The organism is Mesorhizobium sp. M6A.T.Cr.TU.016.01.1.1 (assembly GCF_003952585.1).
Classification (GTDB): Bacteria; Pseudomonadota; Alphaproteobacteria; order Rhizobiales; family Rhizobiaceae; genus Mesorhizobium; species Mesorhizobium mediterraneum.
Genome location: NZ_CP034452.1, coordinates 1,036,851 through 1,061,411 on the forward strand (window position 1 = coordinate 1,036,851; position 24,561 = coordinate 1,061,411).

23 protein-coding genes are annotated in these 24,561 nt (G+C 60.7%); 16 read left to right on the forward strand and 7 right to left on the reverse strand.

Annotation, left to right across the window (positions count from 1 at the left end):
• The 4 genes from EJ075_RS04820 to EJ075_RS04835 are packed head-to-tail and all read left to right on the forward strand — an operon-like array spanning window position 1 to window position 3,689.
• Window positions 1-939, forward strand: coding sequence for a sugar ABC transporter permease (locus EJ075_RS04820; RefSeq protein WP_126103576.1), 939 nt, complete (start codon window positions 1-3; stop codon window positions 937-939).
• Window positions 939-1,772 carry a carbohydrate ABC transporter permease gene (locus EJ075_RS04825; RefSeq protein ID WP_126103577.1) on the forward strand — a complete coding sequence of 278 codons (834 nt, stop codon included), beginning with the start codon at window positions 939-941 and terminating at the stop codon, window positions 1,770-1,772. Before EJ075_RS04820 ends, EJ075_RS04825 begins: the two co-directional genes overlap by 1 nt.
• A gap of 4 nt (window positions 1,773-1,776) precedes the next feature.
• On the forward strand, window positions 1,777-2,907 hold the full coding sequence (gene ugpC / locus EJ075_RS04830; RefSeq protein ID WP_126103578.1) for a sn-glycerol-3-phosphate ABC transporter ATP-binding protein UgpC: 1,131 nt from the start codon (window positions 1,777-1,779) through the stop codon (window positions 2,905-2,907).
• Window positions 2,908-2,960: 53 nt separating this feature from the next.
• Window positions 2,961-3,689 carry an SDR family oxidoreductase gene (locus EJ075_RS04835; RefSeq protein WP_126103579.1) on the forward strand — a complete coding sequence of 243 codons (729 nt, stop codon included), beginning with the start codon at window positions 2,961-2,963 and terminating at the stop codon, window positions 3,687-3,689.
• 17 nt (window positions 3,690-3,706) lie between these two features.
• Here the strand turns inward: EJ075_RS04835 and EJ075_RS04840 are convergent, their stop codons facing one another.
• From EJ075_RS04840 to EJ075_RS04860, 5 genes are all read right to left on the reverse strand, one after another.
• A complete protein-coding gene (locus EJ075_RS04840; protein ID WP_095483640.1) occupies window positions 3,707-4,528 on the reverse strand; it encodes an ATP-binding cassette domain-containing protein in 822 nt (273 codons plus the stop codon).
• Window positions 4,528-5,514 carry an ABC transporter permease gene (locus tag EJ075_RS04845; RefSeq protein WP_126103580.1) on the reverse strand — a complete coding sequence of 329 codons (987 nt, stop codon included), beginning with the start codon at window positions 5,512-5,514 and terminating at the stop codon, window positions 4,528-4,530. Before EJ075_RS04845 ends, EJ075_RS04840 begins: the two co-directional genes overlap by 1 nt.
• 139 nt (window positions 5,515-5,653) lie before the next feature.
• Complete coding sequence (locus EJ075_RS04850; RefSeq protein ID WP_342587091.1) at window positions 5,654-6,625, reverse strand: substrate-binding domain-containing protein; 972 nt, start codon at window positions 6,623-6,625, stop codon at window positions 5,654-5,656.
• A 243-nt stretch (window positions 6,626-6,868) separates the two neighbouring features.
• Entirely contained in the window at window positions 6,869-8,464 is a 1,596-nt protein-coding gene (locus tag EJ075_RS04855; protein ID WP_126103581.1) for an FGGY-family carbohydrate kinase, read from the reverse strand.
• Window positions 8,461-8,637, reverse strand: coding sequence for a hypothetical protein (locus tag EJ075_RS04860; protein ID WP_206437535.1), 177 nt, complete (start codon window positions 8,635-8,637; stop codon window positions 8,461-8,463). The genes EJ075_RS04855 and EJ075_RS04860 overlap by 4 nt, the downstream gene beginning before the upstream one ends.
• Window positions 8,638-8,860: 223 nt before the next feature.
• On the opposite strand from EJ075_RS04860, the gene EJ075_RS04865 reads away from it, so the two are divergent.
• Both EJ075_RS04865 and EJ075_RS04870 read left to right on the forward strand, forming a co-directional pair.
• Window positions 8,861-10,102 carry an ROK family transcriptional regulator gene (locus EJ075_RS04865; protein ID WP_126103582.1) on the forward strand — a complete coding sequence of 414 codons (1,242 nt, stop codon included), beginning with the start codon at window positions 8,861-8,863 and terminating at the stop codon, window positions 10,100-10,102.
• An 80-nt stretch (window positions 10,103-10,182) separates the two neighbouring features.
• On the forward strand, window positions 10,183-10,836 hold the full coding sequence (locus EJ075_RS04870) for an iron-containing alcohol dehydrogenase (protein ID WP_126103583.1): 654 nt from the start codon (window positions 10,183-10,185) through the stop codon (window positions 10,834-10,836).
• Window positions 10,837-10,895: 59 nt separating this feature from the next.
• On the opposite strand, the gene EJ075_RS04875 is transcribed toward EJ075_RS04870, so the two are convergent.
• Entirely contained in the window at window positions 10,896-11,462 is a 567-nt protein-coding gene (locus EJ075_RS04875; RefSeq protein WP_126103584.1) for a TetR/AcrR family transcriptional regulator, read from the reverse strand.
• Between the two features lie 111 nt (window positions 11,463-11,573).
• Between EJ075_RS04875 and EJ075_RS04880 the strand changes: the two genes are divergently transcribed.
• From EJ075_RS04880 to EJ075_RS04905, 6 genes are all read left to right on the forward strand, one after another.
• Window positions 11,574-12,362 carry an SDR family oxidoreductase gene (locus tag EJ075_RS04880; RefSeq protein ID WP_126103585.1) on the forward strand — a complete coding sequence of 263 codons (789 nt, stop codon included), beginning with the start codon at window positions 11,574-11,576 and terminating at the stop codon, window positions 12,360-12,362.
• Between the two features lie 62 nt (window positions 12,363-12,424).
• A complete protein-coding gene (locus EJ075_RS04885) occupies window positions 12,425-13,519 on the forward strand; it encodes an alkene reductase (protein ID WP_126103586.1) in 1,095 nt (364 codons plus the stop codon).
• Entirely contained in the window at window positions 13,516-14,049 is a 534-nt protein-coding gene (locus EJ075_RS04890) for a DUF2147 domain-containing protein (RefSeq protein ID WP_245458102.1), read from the forward strand. Before EJ075_RS04885 ends, EJ075_RS04890 begins: the two co-directional genes overlap by 4 nt.
• A 1,209-nt stretch (window positions 14,050-15,258) precedes the next feature.
• On the forward strand, window positions 15,259-16,473 hold the full coding sequence (locus EJ075_RS04895) for a glycosyltransferase family protein (RefSeq protein WP_095483629.1): 1,215 nt from the start codon (window positions 15,259-15,261) through the stop codon (window positions 16,471-16,473).
• A gap of 1 nt (window position 16,474) precedes the next feature.
• Window positions 16,475-17,719, forward strand: coding sequence for a glycosyltransferase (locus EJ075_RS04900; protein ID WP_095483628.1), 1,245 nt, complete (start codon window positions 16,475-16,477; stop codon window positions 17,717-17,719).
• A complete protein-coding gene (locus EJ075_RS04905) occupies window positions 17,716-18,912 on the forward strand; it encodes a glycosyltransferase family protein (protein WP_095483627.1) in 1,197 nt (398 codons plus the stop codon). The genes EJ075_RS04900 and EJ075_RS04905 overlap by 4 nt, the downstream gene beginning before the upstream one ends.
• Before the next feature lie 89 nt (window positions 18,913-19,001).
• Here EJ075_RS04905 and EJ075_RS04910 read toward each other — a convergent pair whose 3' ends face one another.
• On the reverse strand, window positions 19,002-19,673 hold the full coding sequence (locus EJ075_RS04910; RefSeq protein ID WP_126107239.1) for a class I SAM-dependent methyltransferase: 672 nt from the start codon (window positions 19,671-19,673) through the stop codon (window positions 19,002-19,004).
• Window positions 19,674-19,755: 82 nt separating this feature from the next.
• Between EJ075_RS04910 and EJ075_RS04915 the strand changes: the two genes are divergently transcribed.
• From EJ075_RS04915 to EJ075_RS04930, 4 genes are all read left to right on the forward strand, one after another.
• A complete protein-coding gene (locus tag EJ075_RS04915; protein WP_126103587.1) occupies window positions 19,756-20,121 on the forward strand; it encodes a hypothetical protein in 366 nt (121 codons plus the stop codon).
• 17 nt (window positions 20,122-20,138) lie between these two features.
• Window positions 20,139-22,853, forward strand: coding sequence for an ABC transporter ATP-binding protein (locus EJ075_RS04920; protein WP_126103588.1), 2,715 nt, complete (start codon window positions 20,139-20,141; stop codon window positions 22,851-22,853).
• A 192-nt stretch (window positions 22,854-23,045) separates the two neighbouring features.
• Complete coding sequence (locus EJ075_RS04925) at window positions 23,046-23,495, forward strand: cyclic nucleotide-binding domain-containing protein (protein WP_095483624.1); 450 nt, start codon at window positions 23,046-23,048, stop codon at window positions 23,493-23,495.
• Between the two features lie 121 nt (window positions 23,496-23,616).
• The gene (locus EJ075_RS04930; protein ID WP_095483623.1) at window positions 23,617-24,471 is read left to right on the forward strand and encodes an MBL fold metallo-hydrolase; all 855 of its coding nucleotides are present in this window, start codon (window positions 23,617-23,619) and stop codon (window positions 24,469-24,471) included.
• Window positions 24,472-24,561: the final 90 nt, after the last annotated feature.

Below are 24,561 nucleotides of genomic sequence, written 5' to 3' on the forward strand. Positions count from 1 at the left end.
ATGAGCACAGAAGCTATGCGAGCCGGATCCACCATCGCGGAGGTCGGGCGGCGATCGGCATCCAGAGCTTCGCGGCTCTATCTTTTCGTGCTTCCGGCGACGCTTCTGTTTGTCGTCTTCATCGCCTATCCGATTCTCTGGGTCGCCGGGCAGAGCCTCTATGTCGGCACAAGCGCCGGAGCGGTCTTTGCCGGGCTTGCCAACTACAGGACGGTTCTCGGCGATCCGACCTTCTGGACCGTGGTGCGCAACATGTTTCTGTGGGGCGTCATCACCATACCGGTGCAGATGCTGATCGGCGGGCTGCTCGCCTATTTCATCGAGCGCCATACGCATGCCCTTCGCGGCTTCTTTCGCACCATGTTCTTCCTGCCGGTGGTGACCTCGGTTTCGGTCATCAGCCTGGTTTGGGTGCAAATTTACGCGCCCTACTATGGCATTGCCCAGGAGTATCTGAAGCGTGTCGGCATCGTCATGGCGACGTCACCGATCGGCGACCCGGAGACGGCGATCTATGCGCTGATCATCGTCAACATCTGGCAATGGACCGGCTTCTCGATGCTCATGTACATCGCCGGCATCGCCAACCTGCCCAGCGAAGTGCTCGATGCCGCCCGCATAGACGGAGCGAAGGGCTGGCGGCTTGCCGTGCATGTGATCGTGCCGATGCTTGCCCCTGCAACGAAATCCCTGCTGCTCCTGGGCGTTATCGGCACATTGCAGACCTTCCCCATCGTGCACCTGATGACCGGCGGCGGACCGAACCGGGCCAGCGAGGTCTTCGGCACATTCATCTTCAAGCAGAGCTTCGTGCTGGGCGACACAGGCAGTGGGGCCGCGCTCTCCGTCATCGTGCTGGTCATCGCGCTCACCCTCTCGCTGATCCAGATCGCAGCGCTGGGCGCCCGCCTGACGCCCGCGGCAAGGCAGCATCCGTGATGATGCCCCTCACCCGCCTCCGAATCCGCGGCATGCTCATCCATGCCGTCCTCTTCATCGTGCTCGGCTTCTGGATGGTGCCCCAGATCTACATGCTGTCGATCGGGCTGCGCACCCCGGCACAGGCCTTCGACGCAGAGCTCTTCAGCTGGCCAGTGACCTTCGACAACTTCGTCACCGTCGTTCGCGACAATCCGCTGGGGGCCATTTTTCTGAACAGCCTGATCATCACGGTTGCGACAGTGGTGATCGTGGTCGCGGTCTCCTCGCTGTTCGCCTTCGCCTGCGCGATCCTGAGGCTGAAGGGCTCGATCTTTCTCTACACAACGCTGCTGACGACCCTGATGGTTCCGCTCGCCTCCATGGTCCTGCCGCTCGCCATCCTCCTCCAGAACTTCGGCTGGGTGAACACCTATATCGGACTCATCCTGCCCTATGCGGCGCTCGGCGTGCCGTTTGCCATGGTTATCCTCAAGTCCTTCATGGAGGACGCCCCGCGCGAACTCTTCGAGGCGGCGCGTGTCGATGGCTGCAACGCCTGGCAAACCTATTGGCACGTGGCCTTGCCGCTAGTGCGGCCGGCCCTGGTCTTCGTCACGATCTGGCAGTTCATCGTGACGTGGAACGAGTTCTTCCTCGCCCTCATCGTTCTCACTAAGAGCGAGATGAAGACGCTCACCATCGTGCCCATGCAGTACTCCGGCCTCTATATGGCCAATCCCGGCGCCCTCTTCGCAATCCTTACGCTCATCGCACTTCCCCTCATCCTCCTCTATGTGCTGGTGCAGCGCGCCTTCGTGCGGGGCCTGCTCGCCGGTGCGGTCAAAGGCTAGACCCATGGCAACGCTTTCGATCGACAAAGTCACCAAGGCCTTCGGCAATACGATCGTCATTCCGGAACTGTCGCTGACAATCGAGGACGGCGAGTTCTGCGTCCTGGTGGGACCGTCGGGCTGCGGCAAGTCCACACTGCTTCGGATCATCGCCGGGCTGGAGCCGATCAGCTCCGGCCGTATCCTGATCGATGGCGCGGATATGAGCGGTGCCGAGCCACCGGCAAGAGGCGTGGCCATGGTGTTCCAGTCCTACGCGCTCTATCCGCACATGGATGTCGGCCGCAACATCGGTTTCGGCCTGAAGATCGCACGGACGCCCGCCGCCGAAATCGTTGAACGCGTAAGGCGTGCTGCCGAGAAACTGCGGCTCGGTTCCTATCTCAAGCGCAAGCCGCGAGAGCTTTCCGGCGGACAGCGCCAGCGTGTCGCGATCGGCCGCGCCATGACGCGCAAGCCGAAACTCTTCTTGCTCGATGAGCCACTTTCCAATCTCGACGCGGCATTGCGTGTCGGCATGCGGGTGGAGATCGCGCGGCTGAAGGCTGAACTGGCATCCACCATGGTCTACGTCACGCACGATCAGGTGGAAGCCATGACGCTTGCCGACCGCATCGTGGTGATGAATGGCGGGCGCATCGAACAGGTCGGCACACCGCTCGAGCTTTACCATCGGCCAGCCAATTTGTTCGTTGCCGGATTCATTGGTTCGCCGGCGATGAATTTCCTGAACGGCAAGGTTGCTGCCATTCGCGAGATGGTCGTGACCGTGGCTCTTTCCTGGGGACCGGTACTAGACATTCCGGTCGAGCGGCATGTCGAGCCCGGCGATCGCGTTACGCTGGGCATTCGGCCGGAACATGTCGTGCTTGCGGGCCACGGACAGGCCGATGCCCATGTCGTGCAGGCTTCCATGGTCGAACTGCTTGGCAGCGACACATTCATACATGCCAATGAACGCGAGGAAAGCCTGATCATTCGTGACAGCCGCGGCCGGATCGTGCGGGCGGGCGAACGCATCGCAATCACGCTGCCGGCTGACGTCTGCCACCTTTTCAACGAGGCCGGAGACAGAATTTCCAATGCAGCCGCCGCGCATGCGGAACGCGTCCTGCTCAAGGAGCGTGTCAACTGATCGGGCTGCCGCGACACAAGCTTAAAACTTCAAACAGGGGCTAAGAGTAAATCATGACGGATTTTCAGGGAAGAAAGATTCTGGTGACGGGCGGCAGCGGCGGCATCGGCGGCGCCACCGTTCGGCACCTGGCGCGGGCGAACGCCGACGTGATTGCTGCCGGACGCTCCCGCGAAGCGCTTGATGCCATCGCCAAGGAGACGGGTTGCCGCACCGTGACCTTCGACCTTGCCTCGGAAGACGATATCCGAACTGCCCTGGAAGGCCTCGAACTCTGGGGAGTGGTCAATTGCGGCGGTTTCGGCGGCGAGATCGCAACGCCCATGGACACCGACATCGCGATTTTCGACAAGGCCATCACCATCAATGCGCGTGGCGCGTTGTTGGTCACCAAATATGCAACGCAGCAAATGGTGCGCATCGGCAAGGGCGGCGCGATCGTCAACGTCTCCAGCCAGGCAGCGCTGGTCGCGCTCGAGGGGCACATTTCCTACGGCTCCTCGAAGGCGGCGCTCGAAAACATCACGCGCTGTTCGGCCTTGGAGTTGGGCAAATACGGAATTCGGGTCAATAGCGTTAATCCAACGGTCGTCATGACACCAATCTCATCCGGCCACTGGAGCCAGCCGCATGTCGCCGAACCGTTCCTGAAGCAGATGCCGCTCGGCCGGTGGGCAACAGAGGACGAAATCGCCGGCCCGATCGTGTTCCTGCTCAGCGATACGGCCTCGATGATCACCGGCGTGTCGCTACCCATCGATGGCGGCTATACCTGCCGATGAGACCTATGACGGCGGTCCTACCGAGAAGCTGATGCTGCCGGTTCTTCGAACTTCGCCGCGCCGGTCATGATGGCGACGACATCGGCCATGGTGTGGGTTTTCGGACTGACCACGGCCGCACGTTTGCCGAGCCGCATGATGTGGATGCGGTCGGCGATTTCGAAGACGTTCGGCATGTTGTGGCTGATCAGGACTACCGGCAGTCCACGCTGCCGGATTGCCTGGATCAGGTCGAGAACCTGGCCAGTTTCCCGCACGCCGAGTGCTGCTGTGGGCTCATCCATGATCGCAAGCTTCTTGGCGAATAGTGCCGCTCTGGCAACAGCGACGCCCTGACGCTGACCGCCTGACAGCGCTTCCACGGCGCTGCCGATCGACGGCAGGCGGAATTTCAGTTCCGCCATGCTGCGTTCTGCCTCTGCTCGCATGCCCTTCTTGTCGAGCATGCGCAGGACATTGCCGAGGAATCCGGGGCGGCGGCGTTCCCGACCCAGAAACAGATTGCTGGCGATATCGAGCGCGGCCGCAACGGCGAGATCCTGGTAGACCGTCTCGATGCCCAGCTTGCGTGCGTCCAGCGGACCCTTGAAGTGGACGGGTTGGCCGTCCAGCAGGATGTCGCCGTTGTCAGGGACGATCGCTCCGGTCAGCGCCTTGATCAGCGAGCTCTTTCCAGCGCCGTTGTCGCCGACGACCGCCAGGATTTCGCCGGAGCGCAGTTCGAAATCGACACCGTCGAGAGCGGTGATGTGCCCGTAGCGTTTGATCACGTTGCGCGCTTCGAGGACGACGCCAACTGGAGCGGTCGCCACCGGCTCTCTCGGCTCGACAGGCGTCATCACCGCCTCCCTCTGGTCAATTGATCTAGCGCGACCGCCACGATCACGAGAATGCCTGTGACCAGATCCTGCCAGAGCGGATCAATGCCGGCGAGCGTCAGCCCGTTGCGCAGGACGCCGACGATCAGCGCGCCTATCAGTGTGCCGATCAATCCGCCCCGGCCACCGAACAGGCTGGTGCCGCCGATGACGACGGCGGTGATGGAATCGAGATTGGCGGTCTGCAAGGCATTGGGGTCGGCGTTGGGGATCCGGCCGAGCGCCAGCCAGGCCGCGATCCCATAAATGAACGCCGCAAGGACGTAGACCGAGAGGAGAAGTCGGCCGACCGGTATGCCGACAAGCCTGGCTGCTTCCGGATTGTTGCCGACCGCGTAGACATGTCGCCCCCATTGGGTCTGGTTGAGAAGGAACCAGACCATTCCATAGAGGAGGAGCATGATGATGACGCCGTAGGTGACGATGAAGCCGTTCAGGCGGACGGTGTTTCCCGTCCAGCCGAGAAATTCGTCGGTGACCGGAAATGCCCCGCCCGCCGAAATCAGCCTGAGCGCGGCGGTGATGATGCCCAATATACCGAGCGTCACGATGAAGGGCGGCAGGCGCAGACCGCTGATCAGGCTTCCAGCCGCGACACCGGCCGCCGAGCAGGCGAGAACGGCCAAGCCCATGGCCGCAATCGGATCATAGCCGCTGTTGGCCAGTTTTCCGGCAAGGATGGTGCCCAATACGCATATCGCCCCCACTGCGAGGTCGATGCCGGCCGTCAGGATGATCAAGGTTTGGCCAATGGCCAAGGTACCGATGATCACCGTCTGCTGGAGAATGATCGACAGGTTTTGTGTGGCGAGAAAACGCGGATTGGTCAGGGAAAAGATCAGGCCGAAAGCGAGCAGTACAAGCAGTGGACCAACCGATGGCGTGCCGACGAACCTCGCGGCAATCTTGGACATCCTGCCGAAAGAGAATGCTGATGCCGAATTCATAGTGCCCTCGCCCTCTGGAACGGTCGCCACGTTTCCCGACCTCAAGGGTTGGGCCGGAAACGAACGGGACCATGCCGATACAGATACACCGCCTTGTCGACGGCCTGTCCAGCATGGTCCCGCCGGGAGGATTCAGAAATCAGTCGCCCCAGCAGTTCTTGAGGCCCCATTCGGTATTTTTGGAGTCAATCCCTTCAACCGGCTTGTCGGTGATCAGGAACGACCCCGTATTGACGAACCCACTCGGCTTCTTGCCGTTGGTCGCATAGTCCACGACCGCATCGACACCCATGGCCGCCATCTTGTAGGGGAACTGCATGACGGTCGCGGCGATCTTGCCGGCTTTGACGTCGCGAACGCCGGCACAGCCGCCGTCGATCGAGGTCAGCATGACATCGGCCTCTTTGCCGAAGGATTTCAACGCCGCGTAGGCGCCGGCGGCGGCTGGCTCGTTGATGGTGTAGACGGCATTGATCTCGCCATTCTTCGAGAGCAGGTTTTCCATGCCGACCTGGCCCTTGTCCTGCGCACCGTTGGTAATGGCCGAGCCGGCAATAGCCGGATCACCTTCGGCGAGCCCGAAGCCCTTCAGATATCCATTGTGCCGAAACGTATCGACCGTGCCGCCAGGCGTTCCATCGAGCATGGCAAGCACCGGCTTCTTGTCGCCGAGCGCCTTGCGGGCATAGGCGCCCTGCTCCACGCCGGCCTCGAAATTGTCCGTGGCAAACGTCGCGTCGACGGCATCGGCCGGCTCGGTCGCGGTATCGAGCGCGATCACGAGGACCCCTGCATCGCGCGCCTTCTTGATGACACCCAGCATGCCGGTCGAATTGTTCGGCGTCACCAATATGCCTTTGGCGCCCGCGCTGATCAGATCCTCGATCGCAGTGACCTGGCCTTCATTGTCGCCGTCGAACTTGCCGGCGCGGGCGATCAACTTGACGCCCTTGGCCTTGGCCGCCTCTTCGGCAGCCTGACGCATTTTTACAAAGAACGGGTTGACCTCCGTCTTGGTGACGAGGCCAACAATGACTTCCTCGGCCGAGGCATGGGCGGTCACTGCAAAGGCAGTCCCGAAGAACACAAGGCCCGCAACGGTTGATCTCACGACGGTTCCGGATTTGGTGCCGGTCGACATAGGCAAAGTGGACATGAAACTCCTCCCGAGTTGTTGAACCCTTCTCCCAAAGGCCCACTGAGTAACGCATACGTTTTGCATACCGTCAAACATTATATCCATAATTATGTATGTTTTTATACATTATTGTAGGTGTTAGCCGCGCCTCAGGGCGCGCTCTGCATGACGAGGATGCGATTCCGCAACAGAAATCGACGGGTGGCAATCGTCCTTTCAGGCCACCGATTTCGTTTCTTCCGCCGGCCGGTCGAGAGACGCCGCCCTGTTCAGATCGTGCATGGCCTTGCGCACGGCCTGGCTGTCGCTGAGCTGCCGATAATTCTTGTAGAGAGACCGGTAGGCGGCCGCGCTTTCGCGACGGGGCCGATAGGGCGTGAAGGTGCGCGCGCCGAACCGGGCCGTGCCCTCGGCGAAACCGTTCACCAGTTCGGCCGCGACCGCACCATGGACCGCCGCGCCGACGGCCGTTGCATGGGTAATGCTTGGAACCTCTACGACACGCCCCAGCACGTCGGCCATGATCTGCACCAGCAATGGATTGTTCTGAGCCAGCCCGCTCGTCAGGATCACGCGGTTGATAGCAAAATCGCCGGCCTCGAAGAGGTCGACCACCGTGCGAGCGCCAAAACACAGTGACTCGATCAGTGCGCGGTAGATGCCGACGCCCGTGGTCTCGGTGGTGAGGCCGACAAGCATGCCGCTGAGGTCTGAATCCGCGAGCGGCACGCGGTTGCCGTTCCACCAGTCGAGCGCTACGAGATGGTTAGCGCCGGGTTCGAGCCCGGCCGCCTCGCGATTGTAGACACGGAAACTTTCTGCTTCGTCGGCACCACGCGGAAAGGCCTTCACGAACCAGGCGAGCGTGTCGCCGAACCCGGCCTGCCCGGCCTCGTAGCACCAGAGATCACGAACCGATCCATCCTTGGCCACGCCTTCAATGCCGGGCGGCAAAGGACGGAACTGTTCGTTCAACAAGAGATAGACAGCCGAAGTCCCGAGCGCACCGACGAGACAGCCGGACGACACGGCCCCAACCGCGGGCAGCACGACGTGTGAATCAATGACCGCCACCGCGACGATCGCGCGACCGCCGACTCCGGTGCGCGCCCGCCATGCCTCAGACAGGCTTCCAGCCGGCGTGCCAATACGGTGCGGCACCGAGAGCTTTTCGGACAGGCCGGGCACGATGCCCTGCGGATAGCCTTCAGTCTCGGAATACTGGGCCTTGTAGGCTGCAAATCCCAGACTTCGCACTTCGCGGCCGGTCAGCTGCCAGACAAGCCAATCGCCGGACTCGATAAACCGGCCGGCCGCGCTCCATATGTGCGGTGCTTCGCCCGCGATCTGGGCGGCCTTTGGAAGCAGCCATTCCCCGGAAAGCTTGCCGCCGAAATTGCGCAGGAAGGATCCGCCGACACGGTTGATCGCGTCCGCGTAGGGCTGCGCGGCGCGATGCTTCCACAGTTTTACATAGGCATGGGGCTCGCCAGGATGAAGTTCGGAGAGGGCTGTGCCCTCGGTGGTGGTCGGCATCGGGGAGCTTGCCGAGAAGCCCAGCCCGATCGACTCGATGACCCGTCCGCGCCCCAACACACCTAGAATTTCTTCCGCCGCATCGAGATAGTCGGCGGCGTTCTGCAACGCCCATGACCGCTGCAAGGGCGTGCCGTCAAGAAGGCTTTGCGTCATGACGTCATGGCGATAGGCATGCGTGTGGCTGCCGATCTGCTCGCCGGTTGCGGCGTCAAGCAGAACGCCGCGGGCTGACCCGGTGCCGTAGTCCAGTCCGATGACGTAGGTTGCGGTCATCTCGCCTGCTCGACTGCCTGGAGCAGCATCGAGCCGTGGCCATTGCTGAGCACGACGCGATCACGGTCAGGCCAGACGGGATTGGTGGCGTTCTCGACTGCATCCACTGACAGCGCGCGAATGGCGTTCGCCAGGAGATCCGGGTGGGCGAAGTCCTTCTGCGCTGACAACATGTGAGGGCCCGTTTGATCGAGTGACGTAGAAACGTCGGAACAGCGCGGGTCAGCCACGCAAGTTTGTTGGTTCTCCCAGAAGGCGTCCTCTTAGCCATAGATATGTCTATAAGTCAACGTAGTATTGTATATTTTTATTCAAAATATACAAGGCTTTCTTGCGGACAAGCCTTTATCTCCCTTGGGTTTGTGGCTAAATCTCGGGCAAACAGGGAAGAGCGGAATGGCCAGGACAAATGGTACGGCGGAGCATCCCGCCCTTGCGAACAGCGGTGAAATTCTCTCGCTTATTGCTACCGGTGCTGCCACGTCTCGGTCGGCGTTGCTCGACGCGTCGGGATTGTCGCGAGTGACTGTCACCCAGCGCCTGAATGCGCTGATTGACTCGGGCCTGATCCGCGAGACGGCGCGCACCATGCCGAGTGGCGGGAGGCCGACGCGCGTGCTTGGGATCAATGAACGGGCGGGTTTCTTTCTCGTCGCCAATATTGGCGAAGCCTACATCCATCTCGCCGCCATGGACCTCGAACCCGCGATTGTCTCGCAAAGTACAATACCGTTCAACGCGTCGGACGGACCGGCGGCTTCCCTTGAGCAGATTGCCGATGGGTTCGACGCCCTGGCAGCGAAGGCCCGAACCAGCCACGGCTCCCTTTTTGGAGTCAGCCTCAGCATGCCCACGCCGGTCGATTTCAAACGCGGTCGCGTCGTCGGTCCTTCGGTCCTTCACGGGTGGGATGAATTCGACATCATAGGCTGGCTGCGCCGTCGCTTCGATGTGCCAATCTATGTCGAAAATGACGTTAACCTGATGGCGATCCACGAGCATCGCCAGAATTTCCCGCATGTGGATGACATGTTCTTCATCAAAGCGGGAACGGGTATCGGCAGCGGCATTATCGCAGGCGGCAGGATCTTTCGTGGCGCTCAGGGCGCGGCCGGCGACATCGGCCATATCCAGTTCAATTCCGAGAACGCGCCTTTGTGCCGCTGTGGCAAGCTCGGTTGTGTCGAAGCCCGCGCCGGTGGCTGGGCGATTGCCCGGGACCTCTCGAGCAAAGGCTTCCAGGCGGAGAACGCCCGTGATGTCATATCGCTTGTCGAAATGCAGAAGCCGGAAGCCCTGATGCTGCTGCGCAGCGCTGGGCGGGTGATCGGGGAAGTCGCCTCCGATGTCGTCAGTATTCTCAACCCAAGCCTGATCGTGGTGGGCGGCACACTCGCCAAGGGTGGAGAGTTTCTGCTGTCGGGTATCCGCGAGCTTGTCTACCAGCGATGCCTTCCACTTGCCACGCGCGAGTTGCAGATCGTACTTGCCAATCCGCAGAAGGACAGTGCGCTTTTTGGCGCTGCTTATTTGGCGCTTGAGGATATCTTCAGCCTCGGGAAAGTGGAGGAACTCATCGATCGACTTTCCATCGACCGCGCCAATCCACTTTCACAAAGCAGCATGATTTCTGGATGACGCTGTTTCAGTGACACCCATGATCATCGCGACAAGATCCTTCTGAACTCCTTGGCGCACAGTCATCTCGCCCACATTTCTTGCCGCATGACGACAGCACCTACACCAATATCAAGGCTCATCCGCTGATCGACGGCTATGCCCGCCTCGGCATCGACCTGGTGGGCCGCTACCTGGCGCGCCGTCGCCGACGGGGCGGATACCGAAGCGCGGGCCGGGATGATGCTGACCTCTTACTACGGTGGGGTGTGCTTGGGCCGGTCAATACCGCCGGTGGCCATGCTTTGGCCTATCCTCTGGGCACGCGGCTCAAGCTTCCCCATGGGCTGGCCAACGCCATCATCTTCCCGCACGTGCTGGCCTTCAACGCGTCTGCCTGCCCAGACAAGACTGCTGGCGTCGCCTCTATGCTGGGCCTCGGCGCCGGTGCGCGTGCCAACGACATTCTGACGAGCGCCATGGACTATTGCCAGGCGCTCGGCATCGAAATGCGTCTGTCGCGCCATGGCGCACAGGGGCAAGATTTGCCGATCTGGGCCGAGGAGGCCTTTGCCATAAAGCGCCTGATCGACAACAACCCCGGCCGCTCGGGAGCCAGGACATTCTGTCGATCTCTCGAAGCGCGCTCTGATCGACCTGTGGGCCTGCTCGGCGCGTCGGTGCCGGCCTTGCCGGCTGCGGCGCGTAGAACCAGCGCTGTCTTTTGGAGTGCGGATGGAAGGCCCCATTCGTGAGGTCCGTGTCGCTCGCTATGCCTGCCAGGCCGTGGCGGCGACACTAAGGGCTCCCGGCTTCATGCAGAGGCAAACTGTTGACCAAGCCCGGCATTGATCCAGGCACGTGTCTGTTCCAGCACCTCATCCGAAAGCGTGGGATCGTCGATCGCCCGAGCGATAATCACTGCTCCTACCATCGCCGCCCAGCTTCCGATCGCCACGCGGCGTCTGTCTGCCGCATCAAACTCCGGGAGCGCCTTGCCGATACGGTCGATCTGCGAGCGAAGGCCTTCGGTCATGGCCGAGCGTGCAGCCGGGGTCTGATGGCGGATGGCCGCAACAAGGCCCGCCGTTGGGCAACCACCGGCGGCATTATCGCGATGACGGGGCGAAAGATAGGCATCGACATATGCGCGAAGATCGCCCTCTCCACCTGCGTCCAGGGCGAGGACATGGGCAAGGGTCTGCGCGATCAGGTCGTCCTTCGAACTGAAATGGCCATAGAAGCCGCCATGGGTGAGCCCGGCGGCTTTCATCACCTCCGCCACGCTGACTGCATCGAACCCCTTGTCGCGAAACAGCCGGCTGGCGACATCCAGAATTCGGCGACGGTTCTCCGCCATCTGTTCTCGACTGACCTTCATTTCAAATTCTCCGCCGGACCCCTGTTGACATTTACATGATGGCTATCATATTTAACTTCAATCATGATGATCGTCATGAATATAGGTTCCATCAGAGAAAAGAGCAATGCCATGACCACCATCCCGTCAGTCCTCATTACCGGCGCCTCCACCGGCATCGGAGCCGCCTATGCCGAGCGCTTCGCGCGCCGCGGGCACGACCTCGTGCTGGTTGCCCGTGACATGGCACGAATGGAGGCTCTGGGGACCCGTCTGCGTCAGGAAAATGGCGTGGCGATCGACATCATCCAGGCTGATCTTACGCTGCCTACCGAGCTTGCAACGGTGGAGACGAGGCTGCGCGATGACGCCCGCATCGGGATCCTCGTCAACAATGCCGGAACGGCCATCGGCGGAAGCTTCATCGAGCAGGGCACCGACGACGTCGCGCGGCTCGTTGCGCTCAACACGACCGCACTTTTGCGACTTGCCAGCGCCATGGCCCCGCGTCTTGCGAAGGCCGGCGAAGGAGCGATCGTCAACATCGGCTCCGTGGTCGGCCTGGCGCCGGAGTTCGGCATGACGGTCTACGGCGCAACCAAAGCCTTCGTGCTGTTTCTGTCGCAGGGGCTCAGCCTCGAGCTCGCGCCGAAGGGTGTCTACGTCCAAGCCGTGCTTCCCGCCACGACGCGAACGGAGATCTGGGACCACGTCGGCGCCGACATCAACACGCTTTCCAACGTGATGGAGGTGGGCGATCTGGTTGATGCGGCGCTGGTCGGCTTCGACCGCCGCGAACCGGTGACTATTCCGCCGCTTCCCGATGCCGGGCAGTGGGACGCGCTTCAGGCCGCGCGCCAGGCCATGCTTCCGAACTATCGGAACGAACATCCCGCCGAGCGGTACCGCACGGTCGCCTGAGCACCAACGCAGCCACTTCGATAAACGACCCCGCCGCGGCGGGGACAAAACAAAGGTGACCTATGACAAGCAAAACGCTGTTTGAGCCCTATACTCTCGGCTCGCTGACCCTCTCCAATCGTATCGTCATGGCGCCCCTGACGCGCAATCGCGCTGGCCCAGGCTTCGTTCCACGCGATCTCGCCGCGGAGTATTACGGCCAGCGCGCGTCGGCCGGCCTGCTGATTTCCGAGGCTACGCAGATCTCGCAGCAGGGACAGGGCTACCAGGACACGCCCGGCATCTACTCCCAGGCGCAGATCGACGGCTGGCGCAAGGTCACCGACGCCGTGCACACCAAGGGTGGCCGGATCTTCCTGCAGCTCTGGCATGTCGGCCGCGTCTCGCACGTCGACCTTCAGGAGCATGGCGCCGCGCCCGTCGCGCCCTCGGCGATCCGGGCCGCGACCAAGACGTTCGTGAACAACGGCTTCGTCGAGGTTTCGGAGCCCCGAGCGCTGGCGCTCGACGAGCTTGCGGGGATCGTCAACGATTTCCGGCAAGCAGCCGCGAACGCCATTGAGGCCGGCTTCGATGGCGTCGAGATTCACGGCGCCAACGGCTATCTGCTGGACCAATTCGCCAAGGACGGCGCCAATGTCCGCACGGATGCTTATGGCGGATCGGTCGAGAACCGCGCCCGGCTGATGCTGGACGTTACGGCTGCGGTGGTCGAGGAGATCGGCGCTGAGCGTACCGGCATCCGGATTTCGCCCATCTCGCCCGCCAACGGCGTCTCGAGCGGCGCCCCCCAGGCGCAGTTCGACTATATCGTCGATCAACTCGACGCCTTGGGCATCGTCTACATCCATGTCGTCGAGGGCGCCACGGGCGGACCGCGCGATGTCGCGCCGTTCGACTTCGGGTCGCTCCGCCGGCGCTTCAACAACACCTATATCGCCAACAACGGCTATGACCTTGACCTCGCTGCGTCGCAGCTCGCCGACGGCAAGGCGGACCTGTTCGCCTTCGGGCGCCCGTTCATCGCCAATCCTGACCTTGTGGAACGGCTGAGGACGCGCGCGCCGCTGGCGGAGTTCAACCCGGCGACGCTCTATGGCGGCGGCTCCGCCGGCTATACCGACTATCCCGCGATCGCCGCCTCAAGCCACCCATGAGCCCATCGGAGCGCCGCGCCTGCGCGGCAGCCATCCCAACTCGACGGCAGCACCTTATCCTCTCGGAGAACATCGCAATGCGTATTCTGAAACAATCTGCCGTTATCGCGCTCACCGTGGTCGCCGCGCTCGCGTCCTCGGCAGCGAGGGCGGACAATGCCTCGCCAGTCGGTTTGTGGAGGAACGTCGACGACGTCAGCGGCAAACCAAGGGCGCTGATCCGCATCACGGAAGCGAATGTGAGCTTGCAGGGCAAGATCGAGAAAGTCTTCCTAGCCCCGAACGAAAGCCCGACCTGTACGAAGTGCGAAGGCGCGCTCAAGAATGCGCCCGTCGTCGGCCTGGTGATCCTGTCCGGCCTGAAAAAGGATGGCGCCGGATTTACCGGCGGCCAAATCCTCGATCCGGATAATGGCAAAACCTATAGCAGCAAGATCTACGTGACCGATGGCGGCAAGAAGCTAAACGTGCGCGGCTACATAGGCGTGTCATTGCTGGGTCGTTCGCAGATTTGGCAGCGCCAGGAATAAGCGGCCGAGATCGACAGGGAAAGTGCTCGATCCAGAGAAAACCTCTTAGAAAGGAAAAACGGCTTAGCGAGATGCCGGAGCCAGCAGTGCGGACTGACAATGTACTGATCGAGATCGACGCGGCCAGCTCAATCTTCTGGATTCCAGATTCGCGCTCCCTCATTCCCATTCGATTGTTCAAACAGCATATAACTCATTGACAAAAAATTACGCTCTTGATTTTAAAGGGAAAATCGCCACAAAAAGATATTTTGAGATTTCGCCAACTATCGGGGCCAATCGGCCGATTTTTTTGCACCTTTCGGCGTTCGACGCAGCGCCCAAGCCGTCTCGAAAAGCACCGTCACCGCCCCAGCTAACGCATTAGCCAGAAGCCATCGCGATCGACAAGCAACCGGTGTTGCACAGATCCTACTGCAGGCGGTGTGCTGTGAGCGCTGGCATCCACTCGATTCCTGCCGAATTTCCGGCTAGCCTGGGTGATAGATGGCTCAGTTCTGGTGGGTGATTCATAATCAGACCGCCCATCAAGAGATTGATGGGCAGCACCTTTGGTCCCCCAAGACCGAGAGCAATGGCGCGCGAAGTGAGTTCTACAACAATATGCGCCGTGCGACGCCCGGCGACCTTGTCGTTTCGTATGCCGATCAAGCAATTAGGTATATTGGCAGGATAGCGGAATTCGTCTTCACCGCTCCGAAACCAATGGAGTTCGGAGAGACCGGGGCTTATTGGAATCAAGAGGGATGGCTTCTGCCGAACTTTGGGACACCGGGTTTCCCTTCGATCCATCCCCAAGACAATAATACGGAATCTAGGCCCGCTCCTGCCGAGGCGATATTCGCCATTCCATCTAGTTTCGGGCTCAGGCAATCAGAAAGCCTATCCAACAGGCATTCCACAGAATACCTTCGAGTTGGTGATAGCTTGCGCCACTTTCGGCCGCGAGGCGCTGTCACGCGGCGGCTTGAATAGCCCGAACTTTGAGGTGATTAATGAGCTTGGACGACATTGTCGAACGTCGTATAGCGGACGACGATCAGCTTGAAGACACGATCAAAAAGAGCGGCATCCTTGGACCTCCTGGGTAGTACAAATTGAAAATTGCGGCCTCATGTTTCAAACAGGTCGGTGGATGACCCGCGAGGATGGTTTCGAAGCGGGGTCGCCTACGGTCCTCAAGGCGAGAATTCTAGAAGACGTTCAGCAATGACCCATCACGTACAAAACGCTCGAATTCTCATGTACAGCCACGACACGTTCGGGCTCGGCCACTTGCAGCGCTGCCGGACAATCGCGCATTCGCTGGTCGAGGATTTCCGCGGACTTCAGGTGCTTATCATTTCGGGTGCGACTATCGCTGGCGCCTTCGACTACCGCGCCCGTGTCGACTTCGTGAAGATCCCCAGCGTCATCAAGTTGCGCAACGGCGAATACACCTCGCTGGAAAAGGATATCGATCTGCATGAGACGCTAAGGATGCGCCAGTCGATCATCCGCCACACCGCCGAGACCTTCCGGCCGGATATCTTCATCGTCGACAAGGAACCGCTCGGCCTGCGCGGTGAGATTGAGGACACTCTGTCCTACCTCAAGACGCGGGGCACCACGCTCGTGCTTGGCCTGCGCGAGGTGATGGACGCGCCGCATCTGCTCGAAGCGGAGTGGGCACGCAAAGATGTGATGCGCAAGATAGGCCTGTTCTACGACAAGGTCTGGGCCTATGGTCCGCCGGATTTCTACGATCCGTTGACTGGCTTGGATGTGCCGCCGGCTATCAGGGCAAAGATGAGGTTCGTCGGGTTCCTGCAACGGAGCCTGCAGCGGAACGAGTTGCCCGGCCACCGGCCCGAGGGCGACTATATCCTCGTTACCACCGGTGGCGGCGGTGACGGCGCCGACCTGATCCACGACGTCATCGATGCCTATCACCAGGATCCGCAATTGCAGCATAGGGCGCTGATCGTGCTTGGGCCTTACATGCCGGCGCGCAAGCGCAACAAGCTGCTCAAGAAGGGGTGCAAGATCCCCTACATCAAGATGATCGAGTTCGACAACCGCATGGAAGACCTGATTGCCGGCGCCAAGGCGGTAGTGGCGATGGGCGGTTACAACACCTATTGCGAGATACTATCTTTCGACAAGCCGGCGCTGATCGTGCCGCGCGTCACGCCCCGCGAGGAACAACTGATCCGCGCACGGCGCGCAGCCGAACTCGGCCTTATCGAGATGCTTTTGCCGGAAGAAGCCGAGGATTCCCAGCGGTTTGCCAATGCACTGAAGGTGCTGCCGGAGCGGCCCCGCCCATCGCAGAGCAATCCGCATCTGACGCTGGAAGGGCTGCCTCATATTTCCGAAATCGTCGCGGAACTGCTCGACCGGCGGGCCGGCCATCACCTTTCGGTCATTGAAGGCATGAACTGAGTTGCAACATCGCAAGATCGTCGTGGTTCTGAAGGGCTATCCACGGCTGTCGGAAACCTTCATCGCGCAGGAACTGCTCGGTCTGGAGCGTGCGGGGTTCGACCTGATACTCGTCGCGCTCAGGCGGCCGACCGACTCAAAACGCCACCCCGTGCATGACGAGATCAAAGCGCTCGTCCACTATCTGCCGGAATATCTGCATGAAGAGCCGCTGCGCGTGGTTCGCTCGCTGTTTGCCTGTATGCTGTGGCCGGGCTTCTGGCGCGCGCTCGGATCGCTGGCTAGCGATATCCCCCGCGACTTTACGCGCAATCGCGCGCGCCGCTTCGGGCAAGCGCTCGTGCTGGCGGCCGAATGGCCGGAAGGCGCGGGCTGGCTGCATGCACATTTCGCGCATACGCCGGCATCGGTGACGCGCTATGCCAGCCAGCTTCGTGGACTGCCCTGGAGCTGCTCGGCCCATGCCAAGGACATCTGGACTTCGGCGGACTGGGATCTGGCCGGCAAGCTTTCCTCGGCGCGCTGGACAGTCACTTGCACGAAAACCGGCTTCGACCGTCTGAAAAAACTCGCTAACGGCAGCTCCTCTGTGCATCTGAGCTATCATGGGCTCGACCTTGATCGCTTCGGCAGTTTCGGCGAGGCGCGAAAACAGCATGATGGCTCGGCGCCGGACGAACCGGTTATCGTTTTGAGTGTCGGGCGCGCCGTTGAAAAGAAAGGTTACGATACCTTGCTGGAGGCCCTCGCCCTCTTGCCTGGTGATTTGGCGTGGCGTTTCGAGCATATCGGCGGTGGCGAGGAACTGGAACGGCTCAAGGCGCTGGCGCAAAAGCTCGGACTGGATGGTCGCGTCTCTTGGAAAGGCGCGCTTGCGCAGGAGGAGGTGCTTGAGCACTACCGAGGCGCCGACATCTTCGCCCTGGCCTGCAGGATCACCGCAAATGGCGACCGGGACGGTCTGCCGAATGTTCTGGTGGAGGCGGCCAGCCAGAGGCTTGCCTGCGTGTCGACCGATATTTCCGGCGTGCCGGAGCTCTTATCGCCGGATGAAACCGGGCTGCTGGTTCCGACGGAAAACCCAATTGCCCTGGCACAGGCGCTGGAGCGCCTGATCCGTGATCCCGTGCTGCGCGCCCGCCTCGGCGAGGCCGCGGAGCGGCGCGTGCGCGGCAATTTCGATCATATGGCAAGCATTGGACAGCTCAAGGAACTGTTCGAGCGGGAGTGGCGGGCCGCCGAATGAAGCGGCTGCGCGCTTTCTTCTATGTCCAGCACCTGCTCGGCATCGGCCATCTCGCGCGCGCCAGCCGCATTGCGGCGGCTCTGGTCGATGACGGGTTTGACGTAACCGTCGTGACCGGCGGGGCGCCGATCGCGGGGTTTCCGGGACGGGGTGTAAAATCTGTAACCCTGCCACCTGTCACCTCCGGTGATGAAGGATTTTCCGGACTCGTCGACCTGCAGGGCAAACCCATCGATGATGATTTCAAGAAATGGCGTTCGGAGCTGCTGCTGCAGGCATTCCGGGATTGCAGGCCTGATATTGTCATTGTCGAGGCGTTTCCATTTGGACGCCGGCAGATGCGTTTCGAACTCTTGCCGCTGATCGAGGCCATCGACGCGACATCGCCCAGACCGCTGCTGGCGACGTCCGTCCGTGATATCCTTCAGGAGCGCGTCAAGCCGGGCCGAAACGAGGAAACGGTCGATCTCATCAACAGGCATTTCGACCTTGTCATGGTCCACGGCGATCCGGCTTTCGCAACCATCGACAAGACATTTCCACTGGCTGGGGCGATCAGGACCGAGGTCACCTACACAGGGCTCGTTGCCGCGCCGCCAGCGCCCGCGACCTCCGAGCGCTTCGACGTTCTGGTGTCGGTTGGCGGCGGGGCTGCCGGAAAGAGCCTTGTCAGCTCCACCATCGCAGCGGCGCGGAATGCTAACAACGGTTGGAAATGGTGTTTGATCACCGGCCCAAACCTGCCGAAAGACGAGTTTGACGCGATCGCACACGATGCCACGCCGGGCCTGTCCATCTTCCGGTTCCGCGAGGATTTCGCCAGCCTGCTGACCGGCGCCCGCCTGTCAGCCTCGCAGGCGGGTTACAACACGGTCTGCGATGTCCTGCGCGCGGGTTGTCGCTCCCTGCTCGTTCCATTTGCAGCCGGCGGGGAAACCGAACAGACGGTTCGCGCCCTGATGCTCGAAGAACTCGGTCTTGCAACGGTGCTGATGGAAAATGACCTGACGCCTGAAGGTTTGGCGCAAGCGATCGAACAGGCGCTTGTGGGACCGACGCCATCCGCGCATCGTCTCGATCTGGAAGGCGCGCGTCACTCGGCGCAAATCCTGCGTGAGCGGTATCGAACCTGGTCCCTAAAAGTGAGGCCCGGTTTCGGAAAAGTATATGATCAAACAGACGATGGATTCTAACGCGCGTCTGGCGAGGTTCGTGCGACGCGCTTCAAGTCCTTATTTTTATCCACGTCATTGTCCCAAAACCGCTACGCGGACGAAATGCATTAAACAGTTCCGATAAGCATGAAGCGCGTATAATTTTTTGTCGGTAGTTCGCCGGAGAACCGCACCTCCCGTAGCGCCGCCATTGCTTCGAAGGCTGCAAGTGAGGCCACGCAGCTGATGTGCGTTGGCTCGCTGAAATAATCGTTCGATTGCAGCAGCACATTCATGCCCCGCGGAAGCAGAGCAAGCCAAGCGCGCAGATCGGCTATGTGTTCGCAGCTCGTATTGACCGTCAGGTCGGGTCGCCCGGCCGCATAGTCGAGTGCGTACATATCTGCCGTCAGCGCCCGGAACCGGTCGCCTGCTTCCCGGTTGAGGGTCCGGGCGACCGGAGCGACTTCGGGATCGATGTCGATGCTATCGACCGCCGCGATATCGAAGCGGGCGTCGTTGAAAAGCATTGCCGGCAATATGCCGTACCATCCACCCAGAACCCATATACGCTCGAACCGGCCGCCGCAGCTTTCGAACAGCCTATCGAGCGCCCACATCTTGCAGGCGACCTGCTTGTGGTTGAAGGCGTTGGCGATATCGGCCTTCGGATGCTTGGTAACGACGCGCGCCAGCCCTGCCACGAGAGGGCAGTTGACATAGGCAGCAATTCCCCGCGTGAGGTCCAAGGCTTGCTCGTGCCAGTCCATGCCGGCATTGCGTGGTTGCGTGACATCCATCATATTCGCCTTGTATGTTGGGATTTCGGGCGACACAACGCAATCTTGCCTCGCGCAAGGCTGTTGATTCGCGGATGTGATTATGCTGCAAGCTGCTTCGCCATTGCCCGGTGCCGGAGAGAGCCTGTTGCATCTGTCCGGAGCAGCGGCGTCCATCTGGCAGCACCAGCCGCGCAGCCGGGGCCTCGTGCCGCTCGGCTATTCGCCAAAACCCTACGGAAGCCGCGAACCGTTCGGCCAGCTGCAGTCTTCGCTGATCGCCAATTCCCACGTCGTTGTCATCGACCATGCGCCGGAACTGGATCGCGCCGCCTCGCAGGTTCCGTCCATCGTTGAGCGCAGGACAATCTCCGTGCACTGCAGCTTCGAGCTTGCCGCTGGCGACGAAGAAATCGCCGATATGCTATTCGCCAGCAGGTGCTTTTACATCCTGCATCTTTCCAACTGAAGGGTCCACAGCCGCATATGGAACCCAGCCTAGCCCGCTATATCTGGACGCACACCAAGAAGCAGCAACTCTGGATATTGATGATCGTCGTGCTTTCGATGATCCCGTATTTCATGTCCTTCGACCTGCCGAAGCTGATCGTCAACGGCCCGATCCAAGGTGGCGGCTTCGAGCAACCGGGCGCGACCCAGCCATTCATGAGGCTACACTATAACTTGCCGTTCATCGGAGAGGTCCAGTTCTTCTCCGGTTTTCAGCTCGACCGCAAGGAGACGCTGTTTGCGCTGAGCGTTGTGTTTCTCTTGCTAGTCATCATCAACGGCCTGTTCAAACTCTACATCAACACCTACAAGGGCCGCCTCGGCGAACGCATGCTGCGGCGTATCCGTTTCGATCTGGTCGATCGTGTGCTGCGGTTTCCGCCGGTTTACTTCAAGCGGGTGAAATCCGCCGAAGTGGCGACCATGGTGAAGGACGAGGTGGAGCCGCTGGGCGGCTTCATCGGCGATGCCTTCGTGCAGCCGGTGCTGCTCGGCGGCCAAGCGCTGACGGCCATGCTGTTCATCATGGTCCAGAACGTCTGGTTGGGAATGATAGCGGCCGTGATCGTGGGGATCCAGATCGTGCTCATCCCGCGAATGCGGCGGCGGCTGATCGTGCTCGGGCGCGAGCGGCAGTTGACGGCGCGCGCGCTTTCGGGCCGGGTTGGCGAAATCGTCGACGGCATCGGCGCGGTGCACGTCCACGACACATCAAACTACGAGCGGGCCGACATAGCTGCCCGGCTCGGGCTTATCTTTAAAATCCGTTTCGATCTTTACCAATGGAAATTCATGGTGAAGTTCCTCAACAATTTTCTCGCGCAGGTCACGCCCTTTTTGTTCTACATGATCGGCGGGTACCTGGTCATCCAGGGCCGGTTGGACGTCGGCCAGCTCGTGGCCGTGATCGGCGCCTACAAGGACCTGCCCGGACCGATGAAAGAACTGATCGATTGGGATCAGGCGCGGCAGGATGTCCAGGTCAAATATCAGCAGGTCGTTGAACAGTTTACCGCCGAGGGTCTCATTGCGCCGACAATCGGGGCATTGACGATCAACGATCCCGCTCCGATGACCAACCCCCTGTCGGCCATCAATCTGTCCATGGCAGACGATGGCGGTGCAATGCTCCTCGATCATATCTCCCTCCAGGTCAAGCCGGGTGAGACGGTGGCGCTGGTCAGCACCACAACAGGTGGAGCGGAGGCGCTAGCAGAAGCCTTCGCGCGGCTGAATCGGCCGGACAGCGGAAGGGTCGCTTCGGGCGCCGACGACCTGCTTGAACTCCCCGAAGCAGTGACCGGCCGGCGCATGTCCTATGCCTCGTCGGATGTTTTCCTGTTCCAGGCAAGCCTCCGCGATAACCTGCTCTACGGGTTAAAGCACGCGCCGCTGACATCGGTGACTTATGAGGGTGCTGCGGCAGACCAGCGCCGCTGGAACATCGACGAGGCGCGTCGGTCGGGCAATCCGGAGCTTGATATCCACAGCGACTGGATCAACTATGCTTCCGCTGGCGCTACCGGCCCGCACGACCTCTTTGAAGCCGTGCGCCGGGTGCTCGACGCGGTTGTTCTGTCGCGCGACATTCTGGATCTTGGCTTGCGCTCTTCGGCCGACCTCACGCGTCACACGGAGCTTGCCAGGCGGATCGTCGAACTGCGTGCGGCGCTGCGAACCCGGCTGGAACACGAAGGGCTGAGCGGACTGGTGGCTCCTTTCGAACCGGGCGCGTACAACAAGGAAGCAACGATCGGCCAAAACCTGCTCTTCGGCGCTGCCGCCGGCCCCGAACTGGCCGACAGGGCTCTGGCGGCCAATCCCTATTTTGCTTCTGTGCTGAAGCAAGCCGGCCTCGACCGCACGTTCTACGAAATGGGCATGGAGATCGCCGAACAGGCGATCGAGCTGTTCGCCGACCTGCCGCCCGATCACCAGTTCTTCCAGCAGCTCGCCTTCATGAGCGCCGAGGAGATACCCGCCTACGAAAGCTTGCTGCAACGGCTCAAAAACCGTCCCTACGAGGCGGTTTCGGAGAACGACCGCGCCATGATCATCACCTTGAGCTTTAACTATATCGAGCCCCGGCACCGCTTCGGCCTGCTGAGCGACGAGCTCATGAGCAAGATCGTCGCTGCACGCAACCAGTTCTATGAAAACCTGCCGCCCGAGCTGCAAAATGCAGTCGAACGATATGATCCTGCCAAATACATTGCCGCGGCTACCGTCATGGACAATGTCCTGTTCGGGCGTGTGGGCACCAACCATCCCGACGCGCCGGACCGTATACGGTCTATCGTCTATGACATCCTTGACGAACTGGGGCTTTATGACGAACTTCTGGATGTCGGCCTGGACTTCAACGTCGGCTCCGGTGGCAGGCGGCTGACCGGTGGACAGCGACAGAAGCTCGATGTTGCCCGGGCCCTGATCAAGCGTCCCGATTTTCTCATTCTCAACCGGCCGCTGTCGGCGCTCGACCAGCGCATGCAGGATAAGGTGCTGCGAAACGTGCTCGAGGAAGCCAGACGCGACGGCCATTCGCCGGCAATTGTGTGGGTCGTGACGAATCCGGCAATGGCGATGATGTTCGATCGCGTTGTCGTCTTCGACTCGGGTCGTTTGGTGGAAGACGGAACACACGAGACACTTTTGGCAGGGAACGGTATCTTCAAGGAACTGCTGTCATAGAGCTTTGGACATTCCGATGGGATCATTCTGCCGGTGGGAACTTGTTGCAAGGTCAAGGGATTGAGGTTTGCACCTGATCCGGGTTCGCTACCATTCGGAGTGGTTCGTCTCGCCATCCCGGAAACAGAATTGATTCCATCTGGGCGTCCGTTGGTCTAGTCTGGCAAACGCGAATTGGGAAGGTTTGCGACAATGCTGCTCAAGGATGAAGTTGGAATGCTGCAACGCGTTCCCTTGTTCGCTGCCATCGAGCCGACAAAGCTCAAGCTGCTTGCGTTCACATCCGATCGTGTGAGCTACAGCGCCGGCCAGATCCTTTTCCGGCAGGGCGACGAGGGAGACGCCGCCTATGTCATCCTTTCAGGCAGGGCAGATATTCTGGTCGATTCCGACAGCGGACCGATAAAAGTTGCCGAACTGGAGTCAAATTCGATTGTTGGCGAGATCGCCATATTGTGCAACAGCTCCCGCACTGCCACCGTCAGAGCGGCAAGTCCGCTGGAAGTCTTGAGAATCCGTAAGGATCATTTCCTGAGGCTTATGAGGGAGTTCCCGGAAATGACCATCGAGATATTGCGGGTTCTTGCCGATCGCCTAAGCCATACGACCGCGGATCTGATCGACGCACGAAGCGCCAAATAACCAAGACGTGCGCTCGATCCTCGCCGTCGTGATGGCATTGTCCTCTTGCTGAGAAGGTCGCCCGGAGAAAGCCTGTCTCGCATAGCAGCAGTTGTTTGGCTAAGATGGGCGAAGGGGTAGCATGGACGACGACGTTTTCCTGGTCAGGTTTTGGGGTGTGCGCGGCAGCATTTCGGTATCAGGGCCAGAATTCTCTCGCTATGGCGGCAACACAATCTGCATTGAGATGCGATGCGGTAAGCATACGCTTCTGTTCGACGCGGGCTCTGGCCTACGGCCTGCCGGCGGGGCGCTTCAGGCGTCGGCCGTGACCGATTTCGACCTGCTTTTCACCCATTGCCATTACGATCACATCATCGGATTGCCGTCTTTTGCGCCGATCTATGACCGGAGCGCCAAGGTTACGCTTTGGTCCGGGCATCTTGCAGGACACATGACGACCCGGCAGATGGTCGATGAGTTCATGCGGCCGCCGTGGTTTCCGGTGAAACTGGAGATCTGCAAGGCAAGCCTCGACTATCGCGATTTCGTATCCGGAGACGTGCTTCGGCCGCGCGAAGGGGTGGTGGTCCGAACCGGCAGTCTTATCCATCCGGGCGGCTGCATAGGCTACCGAGTCGAATGGGGCGGCCGCGTCGTGGCGGTGATCACAGACACTGAGCACGAGCCGGACAAACTCGATCAGGCGGTGCTCGCCCTGATCGAAGATGCCGACCTCGTCATTTACGATTGCACCTACACCGAGGAGGAAATGGAACGCCGCCGCGGTTACGGGCACTCGACATGGCAACAGGGCGTCAAGCTCTGTGAGGCGGCCGGTGCGCGGGGGCTTGCGCTGTTTCACCACGATCCGACGCGGACCGACGAGGACCTGGACGAGATCGAGAAACTGGCCAAAGACAGGTTTACCGGCGCTTTTGCCGCGCGGGATGGCCAGACGCTCAAATTTCCAGTCTCATTGCGCAAAAAGCGCTGAGCTATTTTCCTCTAGAGCGGTTCACCGTTTCACAGAAACGGCGAACCGCTCTACCTCTTTGTTTTGACGCAATTCCCAAGGGAAAGCGCT